The organism is Nitrobacter sp. 62-13, assembly GCF_001896955.1.
In the GTDB taxonomy this organism is placed as follows: Bacteria; Pseudomonadota; Alphaproteobacteria; order Rhizobiales; family Xanthobacteraceae; genus Nitrobacter.
In genome coordinates this window covers 1-14250 of record NZ_MKRN01000028.1, presented here as the reverse complement: position 1 = coordinate 14250, position 14250 = coordinate 1, and the positions used below count along the sequence as shown (strand labels likewise).

Genomic DNA, 14250 nt, shown 5'->3' with positions numbered 1-14250 from the left:
AGCTCGGATCCCGGCGATTCGAGCGCGCCCGCCAGCACCGCGCCGCCGGTTTCCGTCATCGCGCGCACCAAAGCACGGCCCATCCGGCCGCCTGCTCCCGCAACAATCAAACGCATGTCGGCCACGAACCGAGTCCTTGAAAATGCTCTCCGGGTATAGCGGGGGCCGGGTTTCCCGGCAACCGATCATGCTCCGCATCGCCTGCCGCGCCGGCAAGAATGGTCAAGAATGTCATGGCGCTCGATGACCGCAGGCGTCTTCCGGATAGAGCGGGCGGTGAGCAGGCAATTGTTTCAGGCCAAGCTTCAGCGCGCGTTCCCGGCGATCTCGATCAATTGGCGCACCATGGCCCTCAACGCATCGGCATCGGCGGGATGCTTCAAGCGTTCCATATCGTCGTAGGCATCGGCTGCGAACGACAGCGCGAGCTGATTGGGTATCACCATCGCGCGGCAAGCGGAGAGGACAAGGCGCAACTGGGCCAGACATCGCGCGCCGCCGAACCGCCCGGCGGAGGCCGACGCGATCGCAAAGGCACGGCCGTGAAAAACCTGACCGCGCATTTCGTGGGGAGCCTGAACGCACGAAATCCAATCGATGGCATTCTTGAGCAATGGCGGCAGCGAAGCGTTGTATTCGGGCGTCACGATGAGAATACCGTCATGCGCCCCGATTATCTGCTTGAGACGGACCGCGCTGGCGGGCACGCCGGAATTTGCCTGCAGATCGGCGTCGTAGATCGGCAACGGAAAGTCGCCAAGCGAAATGCGGACGGCTTCGACATCGGCCCGGACAAATTCCGCGACTGCAACGGCGGCGAGCCTCGCATTGTGCGAGCCGGTGCGTAGCGAGCCGGGAATGATGAGGATTTTCGGCACGGACATTGGTCGCATTGCAGGCAAACCAGCCGCCGCGCTAGCGCCCTGAATCGGACGTCTGCTTCATTGTGCGGCGCCTTCCGGAGCAAACTTCGGATTCGAAAGGGCACGAGCGAATTGAGTAAGTTCTGGTGCGGTTTCGGTTCGAAGCTCGCTGACGCCCTCGCAAGGAAAAGGCAGCGAACATCTGAACCACCACACTGCCCCGTCAGCGCCTGCGATACACCCAGACGCGTGCTGGAGGGAGATTCATCCAGATCCGCTCGGACGCTTCCGTCGAGATGCCGGGCAACGATTTGGGGATCGGAGGCACGACCGAATAAGTGAACTGCACGAACGGCGCGCCGGGGGCGAGCGTCGCAAAGGCATCGCGGATCAGCCTGAGCCGCGTCAACATCGGTTTGGTGACGAGCGGCAGGCCGGAGACGATCGCCGAGGCGCGGGCGCCCAGCACGTTCCACAGCGAGTCACGCAACGTATAGGCGTCGCCCTGAACGACCGTCGCCTGCGGGTAACGGTCGCGAAGCAGCGCACAAAATCCCGGATCGTACTCGACCAGCACAAGACGTTTCTGATCGACGCCATGTTCGATCATCGCATTGGTGATGGCACCCGTTCCCGGTCCGAGTTCGACAACCGGGTCGTTCGACCCGACATCGACGTATTGCGCCATGGTGCGGGCCAGAAGGCGCCCGGATGGCATCACTGCACCCATATGGAGCGGCTTTTCGATCCACGAGCGGAGAAAGCGAACCTCGTCGTCAAGGCGGAGCGGTTTCTTCAACGCACGCGCGGACATTTGCAAAGGCATTTTGCACCCAGATGGGGTCACTACTGGCAGGATGTGAGACTTAAGTTATACACAGGTACAGCCGGCAATCGAAACGGTCAAGCAAAACGGTCTTCAGGGACTTGCACGAGTACCGAAGAAGTCCTTGACCTTAGTGAAGAAACCCGCCGCCTCCGGTTGGGTTGCACCGGACGATAATTTTTCGAACTCGGCGAGAAGATCCTGCTGCTTCTTGGTCAGATTCTGCGGCGTTTCAACTACCACTTGCACATACATATCGCCGGTCTGGCGCGAGCGGAGCACCGGCATGCCCTTTGATGCGATGCGGAATCGACGGCCCGACTGGGTCCCGGACGGGACTTTCACCTTGGTCTTGCTCTTGTCGATGGTCGGCACCTCGAATTCTCCGCCAAGCGCGGCCGTGACCATCGAGATCGGAACACGGCAATGCAGATCGGCGCCGTCGCGCTGGAAGAACTCATGGGAAGCGAGGGACAGGAAAATGTAGAGGTCGCCCGGCGGCCCGCCACGGATTCCGGCCTCGCCCTCGCCGGCCAGGCGGATGCGGGTGCCATCCTCGACGCCGGCCGGAATGTTGACCGACAGCGAGCGTTCGCGGCTGACGCGGCCCGAACCGTTGCAGGAGGGACAGGGATCCTCGATCATCTGGCCGCGCCCCTGACAGCCGGGGCAGGTGCGCTCCAGCGTGAAGAAGCCCTGGGCCTGACGAATCCGCCCCGCTCCGCCACACATCGCGCAGTTCTTCGGCTTGGTCCCGGCCTTGGCGCCGGTGCCCGAGCAGGACTCACAGGTGACCGAAACCGGAATTTCGATCTGAGCCGTCCTGCCCTGGAAGGCCTCCTCCAGCGAGATTTCCATATTGTAGCGAAGGTCCGCGCCACGCTCACGGCCACCGCCCCGGCCGCGCTGTCCGGCCATTCCGAACAAGTCTTCGAAAATGTCGGAGAATGATGAAGCGAATCCCGCGCCGAATCCGGCGCCTCCGCCACCACCCATGCCGCCATGCTCGAACGCGGCGTGACCGAAACGATCATAGGCGGCGCGTTTATCGCCATCCTTCAGGACTTCGTAGGCCTCGTTGATTTCCTTGAAGCGTATCTCGCTGGTGGCGTCGCCCGGATTTCGGTCCGGATGCCATTTCATGGCCAGTTTACGAAAGGCCGCCTTGAGCTTGGATTCGTCCGCGTTCCGATCGACCTCAAGGGTTTCGTAGTAACAGCGCTTGGTCGACATCAGTCCATACCGCCCGAACGTCGCTTCATCCCCAAAGACGCATGAGTGATTCGTTGGCCAGAGGATGCAGCGTCCCGCTTAAAGAAAAATGACCCCCGCCCTTCGAGACGCCTTGCGTGCTCCGGGGAAACGGGGGTCATGGTCATTCTCGCCGCTTAAGCAGACTTCTTGTTCTTGTCGTCGTCGACCTCGGTAAACTCGGCATCGACGACATCGTCCTTCGCGGCGTCCTTGGCTGCATCGGCTTCAGCCTGCTGCTTGTACATGGCTTCGCCGAGCTTCATGGACGCCTGCGCCAGCGTATTCGTCTTGGCCTTGATCGCCTCGGCATCATCGCCTTTCAGCGCTTCCTTCAGATCGCTGACGGCGTCTTCGATGGCACGACGCTCGCTTTCCTCGATCTTGGAGCCGTGTTCGCTCAACGCCTTCTCGGTCGAGTGCACCAGGCCATCGGCGTGGTTCTTGGCGTCGACGGCCTCGCGGCGCTTCTTGTCCTCGGTCGCGTTGGCTTCCGCGTCCTTGACCATCTTCTCGATGTCGGCCTCGGACAAACCGCCGGACGCCTGGATGCGAATCTGCTGCTCCTTGCCGGTCGCCTTGTCCTTGGCCGAGACGTTGACGATGCCGTTGGCGTCGATATCGAACGTCACCTCGATCTGCGGCATGCCGCGCGGGGCGGGCGGAATGCCCATCAGGTCGAACTGGCCGAGAATCTTGTTGTCGGCCGCCATTTCGCGCTCGCCCTGAAAGACGCGGATGGTGACGGCGTTCTGGTTATCCTCGGCAGTCGAGAACACCTGGCTCTTCTTGGTCGGAATCGTGGTGTTGCGATCGATGATGCGGGTGAACACGCCGCCCAGCGTTTCGATGCCCAGCGACAGCGGAGTGACGTCAAGCAGCAGGACGTCCTTGACGTCGCCCTGCAGCACGCCGGCCTGGATCGCAGCACCGATCGCGACAACCTCGTCCGGATTGACGCCCTTGTGCGGCTCCTTGCCGAACAGCTGCTTGACCACTTCCTGGACCTTCGGCATGCGCGTCATGCCGCCGACCAGCACCACTTCGCCGACTTCGCCCGCCGTCAGGCCGGCATCCTTCAGCGCCTTGCGGCACGGCTCGATGGTCTTCTGAACCAGATCGTCGACCAGCGCTTCGAACTTGGCGCGGGTGAGCTTCATGGTCAGATGCTTCGGGCCGGACTGGTCGGCCGTGATGAACGGCAGGTTGATCTCGGTCTGCGTGGTCGACGACAATTCGATCTTGGCCTTCTCGGCGGCTTCCTTGAGCCGCTGCAAGGCGAGCTTGTCGTTGCGAAGGTTGATGCCCTGCTCCTTCTGGAATTCATCGGCCAGATAGTTGACCAGGCGCATGTCGAAGTCTTCGCCGCCAAGGAACGTATCGCCATTGGTCGACTTCACCTCGAACACGCCGTCGCCGATCTCCAGAATGGACACGTCGAACGTGCCGCCGCCGAGATCGTAGACGGCGATCGTGCCGCTCTTCGCCTTGTCGAGGCCATAGGCCAGCGCCGCCGCGGTCGGCTCGTTGATGATGCGCAGCACTTCAAGGCCGGCGATCTTGCCGGCGTCCTTGGTCGCCTGTCGCTGCGCGTCGTTGAAGTAGGCAGGAACCGTGATGACGGCCTGATCGACCTTCTGGCCCAGATGAGCTTCGGCCGTCTCCTTCATCTTCTGGAGCGTGAAAGCCGAAATCTGCGAGGGGGAATAGGTCTTGCCGTCCACTTCGACCCAGGCGTCGCCGTTGCCGGCCTTTGCAATCTTGTATGGGACAAGCTTCTTGTCCTTTTCGACGGTGGGATCGTCGTAACGGCGGCCGATCAGGCGCTTGACGGCGAAAATGGTCCGCTCGGGATTGGTCACGGCCTGGCGCTTGGCCGGCTGCCCGACGAGCCGCTCGCCGTCATCGCTGAAGGCGACAATGGACGGGGTGGTCCGCATCCCTTCCGCGTTCTCGATGACTTTCGGCGTCTTGCCGTCCATTACGGCAACGCACGAATTCGTGGTGCCGAGGTCGATCCCGATGACCTTTCCCATGGTCTTTGTATCCCTCTTGTTGCGGCAGTCCGGCCGGGCCCTGACGGCACCCACCTCCAGACCCCCAGATATCAAATGCGCGCGATATAGCGACGGTGAGCCTCATATAGGAGGGGGGGTGGGGGCCGCAAGGACCGGCGCGATCCTTCATGGCGGAAAACATCCATTTTCAGGGAAGCCGGCCTCTTTTCCGGATAGCCCGGCAGATCGCGAAATTGCAATCCGATCCGTTAACGAAAAGCGGAAGCTCCCGCCAAGACAGGTTGGCGAAAGCAGCGAGAGCGTCGTACGGACCGATCATTGAACGGCCTTAATGCAACCCCAAGAGAGCTTCCATGAGATATCTCACGCAAGCGGTAGCCGCTCTGTTTCTGCTGGCCGGCGGCGTTACCGCTTTCGCCGACGGCCTGATCTATGCGCCTGGCAGCCGGATCGGACTGGTTCCGCTGATCGGCCTCTCGGCAGCAAAGACATTTCCCGGCTTCGAGACCGCCGATCACCAGGTCAAGGTCATCGTCGCAGAACTCCCGCCCGCGGCCTTCCGGGACGTGGAGGCCGCCGCCAAATCCGAACCGGCCGGCGTCCAAGGCCCAAAACCGCAAAGCCTGGAGACCGCGAGTGGAAAGGCCTATTTCATCGTCGAGACCGCCAAGAACGGCAACGACAGCGTTCGGCGCTATTCGATGGTGGTGTCGGGCGACACCTTCTCAGGATATGTAGCGGCGCAAGTGCCGGAGAATGCCGAAAAAATCTATTCCGACCAGGCCATGCAAAAGATGTTTGCAACGGTGGCCTTGCGCAAGGAAGTGCCGATCGAGGAGCAGCTCAGTCTGCTGCCTTTCAAGTTGACCGAATTGAGCTCCTTCAAAACGGTCCGCACGCTGGCGCCGGGAGCCGCCATCCTGCTCGCCGACGCAACAACGGATAACGATATCGACAGCAAGGCCTTCATGATCATCGCGCCGACCGGGTCGGCTCCGGAACGGCCGGACGATCGGGGCCGGTTTGCGCGCGACATCGCAACCACGATTCCGAACCTGCGCGATGCGCATATCACGATGTCGGAGCCGATGCGGATCAACGGATCGCCCGGCTTCGAAACGCGGATCGACGCCACGAACGCACAGACGAATGCGCCGGTAACCGTCGTTCAATGGCTGGTGTTCGGAAGCGCAAACACGGCAATGCGGCTGATCGGCAGCACGCCGCGAGACGAATGGTCTACTGCGTTTCCACGCTTTCGTGCGGTTCGTGACGGCATCCAGCCGCGTTAGGTCCAATAGGCAGGCCTTGCGGCGCAGCCCGCAACCACGGGCTAACCTTGCTCGGAAGCGGCCGGCTTGGCGCCGCCCTTCGCAACTCCCACCAGCGCCGGACGCAACACCCGCTCGCCGATCATGTAGCCGGCCTGGATGACCTGCGCGATCGTTCCGACGGGAACTGACGGATCGGGGACTTCGTACATCGCCTGATGAACGTTCGGATCGAACTTCTCGCCGGCCGGATCGAACTTCCGCACGCCGTGCTTTTCCAACGCGTTGTGCAGCGAGCGTTCGGTCAACTCCACGCCCTCGATCAGGGCTTTCAGCCCGGGCTCGGCCGCAGCGCGCGCCTCGGCCGGCACCGCATCGAGCGCGCGCTGCAGGTTGTCGGCAATGTCCAGCACGTCGCGGGCGAACCCCGATATCGCATAAGCTCGCGCATCCGACACCTCCCGCGCGGTGCGCTTGCGCAGATTCTCCATTTCCGCCAGCGTGCGAAGCATCCGGTCCTTCGCTTCCGCGGCTTGCTTGGTCAGCGCATCGAGCGACCCTTCCTCGGGATCGTCGGGCATGATGTACGGCTTGGAAACCACCGGCTCGGCCTCCGGAGCGGGATCGCCGGAATTGTCTGTTTTGCCGTCGGAATCGGTCATCACGCAGCCTTCTCGCAAATGGTCTCGAACGAATGGATGGTCCGTGCGGGATATCGTGGTTCCGGCGTAAAAATCAAGCGCGCGCGGGACCGGCTCATCCGCCGAGCATCCGGCTGACGATGCGGGCCGCGTAGTCGACCATCGGGATCACCCGCGCGTAATTCAGCCGGGTCGGACCGATCACGCCGAGGACTCCGACAATATGACCGGCGCCATCGCTGTAGGGCGCGATGATCGTCGAGGATCCCGACAACGAGAACAGCTTGTTTTCCGAACCGATGAAGATACGGACGCCATCGGCGCGTTCGGCGCGGCCGAGCAAGTCGATCACGCCGCGTTTGGTTTCGAGGTCATCGAACAACAACCGCACCCGCTCAAGGTCTTCCATCGCGTGCAGGTCCTCCAGCAGATTGGCGTGGCCGCGCACGATCAGTTGCCGATCGTCGCTGTCGCCGCCCGACCAGCTCGCAATCCCGGCCGCAATGATCTTCTGGGTGAGCTGATCGAGTTCGGCCTTGCTCTGCGTCAGCGCGGTCTCGAGTTCGAGACGCGCGTCGGCGAGCGTTCGCCCGCGGATTCGCGCATTGAGGAAATTCGACGCTTCGGTCAGCGCGGATGCCGGAACGCCGGAGGGCAGCGTCAGCACGCGGTTCTCCACCTGTCCGTCCTCGGCGACGAGCACCACCAGCGCCTTCTCCGGCTCCAGCCTGACAAATTCGATGTGCTTCAGACGCACGTTGGATTTGGCGGTCAGAACCACCGCCGCCGCGCGGGTCAATCCCGACAGCCTCGTCAAGGCTTCGCCCAGCGCCGCCTCGACCGATTGCGCCTTACCGACCGCCGCAAGCTGGGTCTGGATCGACTGGCGCTCCGCCTCGGTCAGGTCGCCGACCTGCATCAGGGCGTCGACGAAGAACCGCAGGCCGAGTTCGGTCGGCAAGCGCCCGGCCGAGGTATGCGGCGCATAGATCAGCCCGAGTTGTTCGAGATCCGACATCACGTTGCGAACCGACGCCGGCGACAGCGGCACCGCGATCAGGCGGGAAATATTGCGCGAGCCCACGGGCTCGCCGGTCGCGAGATAACTCTCGACAATCTGACGAAAAATGTCGCGCGACCGCTCGTTCAACTGGGCAAGCCCGGCATTCGGCGCAATCAGGCCGATCGATTCGTGATGAACCAACGCTATCTCCCGCGCATCATGGTTGCCTCTAATTTGTCCCCCCGACGCATCGCCTGCAAGCCGCCTTTGCGACGCTCGACGCTCGGGCCTTGCCGCCGCGGCGTCCTGCCCCTAGGGTCCTGCTCGATTGCGTGGAATTCGGACTCCAGCCTTTTTGTTTGAGCATGATCTTCTCCGAAAACCGGTTTCCACTTTTCGGGATCATGCTCTAAAAGCACCGCAAGATAATTTTCATAAGCGAACTGGAGAGGTTCCCATGCGGCCGAGCCGCCGTGCACCCGATGAACTGCGCGCCGTGTCGCTCGAACGTGGCGTCGTCAAATATGCCGAGGGCTCCTGCCTGGTGAAATTCGGCGATACCCACGTGCTGGTGACCGCGACGCTTGAGGAACGGCTGCCGCCGTGGCTCAAGGGCCAGGGGCGCGGCTGGGTCACGGCCGAATACGGAATGCTGCCGCGCGCCACGCTGGAGCGGACCCGGCGCGAGGCCTCCGCCGGCAAACAGGGCGGCCGCACCGTCGAAATCCAGCGCCTGATCGGCCGCTCCCTGCGGGCCGCGGTCGACCTCGAGGCGCTCGGCGAACGCCAGATCACGATCGATTGCGACGTCATACAGGCCGACGGCGGCACGCGCACCGCCTCGATCACCGGCGCGTGGGTTGCGCTGGCCGACTGCGTCGGCTGGATGAAGGCCCGCAACATGCTCAAGACGAGCGTGCTTCGCGACAACGTCGCCGCAGTGTCATGCGGCATTTATAACGGCACGCCCGTCCTGGACCTGGATTATGCGGAGGATTCCGAAGCCGATACCGACGCCAATTTCGTCATGACCGGCGACGGACGCATCATCGAGGTACAGGGAACCGCCGAAAAGACGCCGTTCTCGGAAGATGAATTTCGCGCGCTGATCACGCTCGCAAAAAAAGGGGTCGCGCGGCTGGTGGATTTGCAGAAAATGGCGGTGGCGTGATTCGTTCCTCGCGCGTTTCTCCCGCAGGACCCGCGTCCTGCAGCGTTTTGGAGCGCAGCGGGTGCCGGTTCGCATCAAGAAAACGCGTCAAAACAGGAAACTGAAACCCGATCGGCCATGCATCGTCGGATAACCGGCAAACTCGTGATCGCCACCCACAATCCCGGCAAGCTCGCCGAGATGCGCGAATTGCTCGCGCCGTACGGCATCGAGGCGGTCTCCGCCGGCGAACTCGGTCTCGGCGAGCCTGAGGAGACCGGCGCCGACTTCCGCGCCAATGCCCGGATCAAGGCCGTCGCTGCGGCCCGAAGTGCGAAGATTCCGGCCTTTGCCGACGATTCCGGTCTTGTCGTCGATGCGCTCGACGGCGCGCCGGGCATCCATTCCGCGCGCTGGGCCGGCAAACCTGCGGATTTTTCCGCAGCGATGGCCCGTATCGAGCGGCTGTTGCAGGAGCGCGGCGCGACGACGCCGGAGAAGCGCCGGGCTCATTTCGTATCGGCACTGTGCGTCGCATGGCCCGACGACCATCTCGAGGAGGTCGAAGCCCGCGTCGACGGCACGCTGGTCTGGCCCCCGCGAGGAACGGCCGGTTTCGGCTATGATCCGACGTTCCTGCCGGACGGTCACGCGCGCACGTTCGGCGAGATGACCAGCATCGAGAAGCACGGACTGCCGCCTCTCGGCCTCGGCCTGTCGCATCGCGCCCGCGCATTCGTGAAGCTTGCGGAGATTGCCCTTGATCGCCGCTGACACAAAGCCCGCTTTCGGCGTCTATGTGCACTGGCCGTTCTGCCTGTCGAAGTGTCCGTATTGCGACTTCAACAGCCATGTCCGGCACGCGCCGATCGATGAAGAACGCTTCGTGCGGGCATTCGTGCGCGAGGTCGCAACCACCGCCGCCCGCGCACCCGGCCGCGACGTGTCCTCGATCTTCCTCGGCGGCGGCACCCCGTCGTTGATGCAGCCGCGGACCGTCGGCGCCATCCTCGACGCCATCGGACAACATTGGAACGTTGCTGATGACGTCGAGGTCACGCTGGAGGCCAATCCGACCAGCGTCGAAGCCACGCGGTTCCGCGGCTATCGCAACGCGGGCGTCAATCGCGTCTCGCTCGGCGTGCAGGCGCTCGACGATGCCTCGCTGAAAGCTCTCGGGCGGCTGCACACCGCGCGCGAGGCGCTGGACGCGGTCGCGATCGCGCGCTCGGTGTTCGACCGCTATTCGTTCGATCTGATCTATGCGCGCCCCGACCAGACGCCTGACATGTGGGCGGAGGAATTGCAGCGCGCGATCTCGGAAGCCGCCGAGCACCTGTCGCTCTATCAATTGACCATCGAGGAAGGCACGCCGTTTTTCGGCCTGCACGCGGCCGGCAAACTCAAGACGCCGGATGAGGCGATCGCACGCGCTTTGTATGACGTCACGCAGGAGATCTGTGCGCGTCATGGCTTGCCGGCCTACGAGATATCAAATCACGCGCGGCGCGGCGCGGAATGCCGGCACAACCTGGTCTACTGGCGCGGGCAAGAATATGCGGGCATCGGCCCGGGGGCACACGGACGTCTCGATATCGACGGCCAAAGGCACGCCATCGCCACCGAAAAGCGGCCCGAAGCCTGGCTGATGCGGGTCGAGGCGATCGGCAACGGGATCGTCACCGACGATCTCCTGAACAGCGAAGAGCGCGCCGACGAATTCCTGCTGATGGGGCTGCGCTTGCGCGAGGGCATCGATCCGCAGCGCTACGCGGCGCTGTCGGGCCGTCCCCTCGATCCGCAGCGAATCGCCATCCTGCGCGAGGAAGGCGCGATCGCAATCAGCCCCGACGGGCGTTTGCGGGTTACGCAGGATGGCTTTCCCGTGCTCGACGCCGTGGTGGCCGATCTCGCCGCCTGATTCCGGCAGTCCAAAGATCAGGCGCCAAAGCTCTTGGGCGATCCGGCAACCGGCTGGCCACCACCGGACGCGACGCGCATGACGGCGAGGCCGCGTTGGTTGGTGCCGTCGGAACGGAATCGAAACAGGCCGTCGATGCCGGCGAAGCCCGACGGGTTCGTCAGCGTCTCCCCCGCGAAGCGCTGCGGCCCCTGAGTGCGGGCGAGGGCCGCCACCAGTGCAACCGCATCATAGGCGAGAGTCGCCGTGCGCACCGGTTCGCCGCCGAACTTGGCGCGGTAACGGCCCGCGAAGGCGCGGAAACCGGACGGGTCGGGAGCGGCGTAGAGACCGCCATGCAATGCCGCGCTGGCGGATACGCGTGGATTGTCCCACAGGCCGGTGCCGAGAAGCTGGACATTGCGCAGGTTGGCGCCCGCCGCCGTGAGCGCGTCGGCAACCGAGACCACCGCATCGCCATCATCGGCGATGAGCAGAGCGTCTGCCGAGCGAAGCGACTGCGCCACGTTTTTCGCCGCGGCGGCGCGATCCGCGCCATATTTCTCGAATGCGACGATACGCCCGCCGTGGCGGCCGACCGTCTGCTTGAAAGCGACCTCCACCACATTGCCGTAGGCGTTTTCGGGCACCATGGCGGCAAACGAGCGCTTTCCGACGCTCGCGGCATATTCGACGATCCGGTTCACATCGGACTCGGGAAGAAAGCTCAGGAGATAAACGCCCCGGCCCGCGACGCTTGAATCGGTCGAGAACGCGATCACCGAGATGCCGCGCGTCCGTGCGGCCTGCGCGGTCGCCGGAACGGAAGCTGCAAACAGCGGACCGAGGATGATTTCGGCGCCTTCATCGAGGGCTTGTTGCGCGCCCTGCTGCGCGCCTTGCGCCGAACCGGAGTCGTCCTTGACCAGCAACTGGATATTCGGGTTCTGAAACTCCGACAGCGCCATTTCGGCGGCATTCTTCATCGACTGCGCCGCAATGCTGGCATTGCCCGCGGCCGACAACGGCAGGACCAGTCCAACCTTGACTTGGCCCGTCCCGATGGTAACGCCCTGCTGAGGCGGAGCGGCCGGCGAAGGTTGCGTCGACGAACCGATCAGCGATTGCTGGACACCCGAGCACGCCCCGAGCAAGGGCGCGCCAATGACGAAACCCAATGCCGCTCGGCGGGTCGTGCCCGGACGTTCGGGTTTCGGTTTGAACGGGTCCGCCATTATCATCCTTGCCATGAACTCGTCCGCACGGGCCGAGCGCAATCTCCCGAGGGAATCAGGCATATTGCTGACGAATAATTACCTGAACAAAGGGATCGTGTCCCGCCTCGACTCGGCGCCGTACCCAACCTTGTGGACGGCGGAACCCGCCGACTTCGCTGAAATGACGTAAAATCGAATCCCTTCTCGCCCCCCCTGGGCCATTCTGGCTTTTATTGGAGTCAAAGCCACGGCTTTCGTCCTCACTGATTTTTCTGGGCGCGAAGCGGTATCCACGTCGCCCGAAAACGCTATAGAGTGCAGCGCCATGCGCGCAAAATCAGCCCCGCTGAAACCGGACGCCGAAACTCCCGGTATCCGGACCTTTTCCATCGCGGGTCATCAACTGGTCGCGCCCAGGGCTGCGCCAGGTCTTCATCTCGTCGCTACGCCGATCGGCAATCTCGGCGACATCACCCTGCGGGCACTGGAGACACTCGCCGGTGTCGATATGATCGCATGCGAGGACACCCGCATCACGCGTCGTCTTACCGAACGCTTCGCGATCACAGCCGTGCTTAAGCCATATCACGAACATAACGCTGCGACCGCCCGTCCGAAAATTCTGGAGCAGCTTGCGGCTGGGGCCTCGATCGCGCTGGTCTCCGACGCCGGAACGCCGCTGATTTCCGACCCCGGATTCAAGCTGGTCCGCGAGGTCTCTGCCGCCGGCCATCGGGTCGTTGCGTTGCCCGGACCATCGTCCGTGCTGGCTGCGCTCGCAGTCGCCGCGCTGCCGACGGACCGGTTCTACTTCGAAGGATTCCTGCCCGCAAAGGAGGCTGCCCGTCGAACGCGCCTTGCCGAGCTTGCAAGAGTCGATGCCACGCTGGTCATGTTTGAATCCGGCAGCCGCATCCGGGAATCCTTGCGCGATCTCGCAGCCATCCTCGACCGTCGCGACGCCGCGATCTGTCGCGAACTGACGAAACTGCACGAGGATATCAGCCGGGCACCCCTCGGAGAACTCGCGGCAGCGGCAGAGACGCTGGAAACGCGGGGCGAATTTGTGCTGGTGGTCGGCCCGCCTCCGGCTGACGCAGGCGTGATGTCGTCCGAAGATCTGGACGAACTGCTGCTGACCTCGCTGAAGGAAAGCAGCGTCAAGGACAGCGTCGCTCGGGCAGTCGAAATCTCGGGCCGCCCGCGTCGCGAAATCTATGCCCGCGCCCTTGAACTCGCCGGACAGGGTCGGGCCAGGGACGACAATGACCGCGGGTAAGGACGATTCCCTCGACCGCGCCAGAACCGCAGCGCCGGAGCGGGTCGCGGCCTTCCACACGGGTCTTTCGGCGGAGAGTCGCGCCGCCGCCTATCTGATCGCCAAGGGCTACCGGATTCTGGCGCGGCGGTATCGCACGCCGCATGGCGAGATCGACATCGTGGCGCGGCGGCGTCAGCTTCTCGCCTTCGTCGAGGTCAAGGCCCGCCGCAGCCTCGATGAAGCCGCCTACGCGGTGACGCCACGGCAACAACTCCGGATCATCGCCGCCGCGCAAGGCTGGCTGATGGCGCATCCCGAACATGCAGCTTTCGAGCTTCGTTTCGACGCCATGCTGATTGCGCCGCGACGCTTGCCGCGCCATTTGCCAGGTGCATTCGACGCCAGTACATAGCCTGGGGCGTTTACGCGTCTCCGGTTGAAATCAACGGACGAGCACGATGACATTGAAAGTCGCCGTTCAGATGGATCCTATCGCACGCATCAACGTTCGCGGCGATTCGACCTTTGCGTTGTTGCTGGAGGCGCAGAGACGCGGCCACACGCTCTCGTATTACACGCCGGACAAACTGTCCCTGCGCGGCAAGGACGTGGTCGCGCCGGTCCAGCCGCTGACCGTGCGCGATCAGGACGGCGATCATTTTACGCTCGGCGATGCGATGCGCACCCCGATGGAATCGTTCGACGTCGTGTTGCTGCGGCAGGATCCGCCGTTCGATCTCGCCTATATCACGAGCACTCACCTGCTCGAGCGCATCCATCCGAAGACGCTGGTGGTGAACGATCCCGCGAGCGTGCGCGACGCGCCGGAGAAACTGTTCGTGATGGATT

At 63.5% G+C, this 14250-nt stretch carries 13 protein-coding genes and 2 pseudogenes; 7 read left to right on the top strand and 8 right to left on the bottom strand.

The window, feature by feature from the left end; translation table 11 throughout:
- The 5 genes and pseudogenes from BGN91_RS03930 to dnaK all read right to left on the bottom strand — a co-directional run.
- Window positions 1–125, bottom strand: a pseudogene (locus BGN91_RS03930) (4-hydroxy-tetrahydrodipicolinate reductase); the annotation flags it as partial.
- 180 nt (window positions 126–305) lie between these two features.
- Window positions 306–884 carry an NAD(P)H-dependent oxidoreductase gene (locus BGN91_RS03925; protein ID WP_292610708.1) on the bottom strand — a complete coding sequence of 193 codons (579 nt, stop codon included), beginning with the start codon at window positions 882–884 and terminating at the stop codon, window positions 306–308.
- Window positions 885–1086: 202 nt separating this feature from the next.
- Window positions 1087–1689, bottom strand: coding sequence for an rRNA adenine N-6-methyltransferase family protein (locus BGN91_RS03920; protein WP_292610706.1), 603 nt, complete (start codon window positions 1687–1689; stop codon window positions 1087–1089).
- 93 nt (window positions 1690–1782) lie between these two features.
- Entirely contained in the window at window positions 1783–2922 is a 1140-nt protein-coding gene (gene dnaJ / locus BGN91_RS03915) for a molecular chaperone DnaJ (RefSeq protein WP_292610704.1), read from the bottom strand.
- Window positions 2923–3077: 155 nt separating this feature from the next.
- Window positions 3078–4976 carry a molecular chaperone DnaK gene (gene dnaK, locus BGN91_RS03910; protein ID WP_292610702.1) on the bottom strand — a complete coding sequence of 633 codons (1899 nt, stop codon included), beginning with the start codon at window positions 4974–4976 and terminating at the stop codon, window positions 3078–3080.
- Between the two features lie 335 nt (window positions 4977–5311).
- Between dnaK and BGN91_RS03905 the strand changes: the two genes are divergently transcribed.
- Window positions 5312–6250 carry a hypothetical protein gene (locus BGN91_RS03905; RefSeq protein ID WP_292610700.1) on the top strand — a complete coding sequence of 313 codons (939 nt, stop codon included), beginning with the start codon at window positions 5312–5314 and terminating at the stop codon, window positions 6248–6250.
- Window positions 6251–6291: 41 nt separating this feature from the next.
- On the opposite strand, the gene grpE is transcribed toward BGN91_RS03905, so the two are convergent.
- Window positions 6292–6891 carry a nucleotide exchange factor GrpE gene (gene grpE / locus BGN91_RS03900; protein WP_292610698.1) on the bottom strand — a complete coding sequence of 200 codons (600 nt, stop codon included), beginning with the start codon at window positions 6889–6891 and terminating at the stop codon, window positions 6292–6294.
- A 94-nt stretch (window positions 6892–6985) separates the two neighbouring features.
- A complete protein-coding gene (hrcA, locus tag BGN91_RS03895; protein WP_292610696.1) occupies window positions 6986–8074 on the bottom strand; it encodes a heat-inducible transcriptional repressor HrcA in 1089 nt (362 codons plus the stop codon).
- Between the two features lie 256 nt (window positions 8075–8330).
- Here hrcA and rph point away from each other — a divergent pair, with 256 nt between their 5' ends.
- The 3 genes from rph (at window position 8331) to hemW (ending at window position 10944) form a co-directional block, all read left to right on the top strand.
- Window positions 8331–9044 (top strand): ribonuclease PH, encoded by a 714-nt coding sequence (gene rph / locus BGN91_RS03890; protein WP_292610695.1) that lies wholly within the window; start codon window positions 8331–8333, stop codon window positions 9042–9044.
- A gap of 117 nt (window positions 9045–9161) precedes the next feature.
- The gene (rdgB, locus tag BGN91_RS03885) at window positions 9162–9797 is read left to right on the top strand and encodes an RdgB/HAM1 family non-canonical purine NTP pyrophosphatase (RefSeq protein WP_292610693.1); all 636 of its coding nucleotides are present in this window, start codon (window positions 9162–9164) and stop codon (window positions 9795–9797) included.
- A complete protein-coding gene (gene hemW, locus BGN91_RS03880; RefSeq protein WP_292610691.1) occupies window positions 9784–10944 on the top strand; it encodes a radical SAM family heme chaperone HemW in 1161 nt (386 codons plus the stop codon). The genes rdgB and hemW overlap by 14 nt, the downstream gene beginning before the upstream one ends.
- Window positions 10945–10961: 17 nt before the next feature.
- Here hemW and BGN91_RS03875 read toward each other — a convergent pair whose 3' ends face one another.
- Complete coding sequence (locus tag BGN91_RS03875) at window positions 10962–12164, bottom strand: penicillin-binding protein activator (RefSeq protein ID WP_292610718.1); 1203 nt, start codon at window positions 12162–12164, stop codon at window positions 10962–10964.
- A gap of 301 nt (window positions 12165–12465) precedes the next feature.
- Here BGN91_RS03875 and rsmI point away from each other — a divergent pair, with 301 nt between their 5' ends.
- The 3 genes and pseudogenes from rsmI to BGN91_RS03860 all read left to right on the top strand — a co-directional run.
- Window positions 12466–13419, top strand: coding sequence for a 16S rRNA (cytidine(1402)-2'-O)-methyltransferase (gene rsmI, locus BGN91_RS03870; protein WP_292610689.1), 954 nt, complete (start codon window positions 12466–12468; stop codon window positions 13417–13419).
- Window positions 13406–13813, top strand: a complete 408-nt coding sequence (locus tag BGN91_RS03865; protein ID WP_292610687.1) for a YraN family protein — start codon at window positions 13406–13408, stop codon at window positions 13811–13813. Before rsmI ends, BGN91_RS03865 begins: the two co-directional genes overlap by 14 nt.
- A 46-nt stretch (window positions 13814–13859) precedes the next feature.
- Window positions 13860–14250, top strand: a pseudogene (locus BGN91_RS03860) (glutathione synthase); the annotation flags it as partial.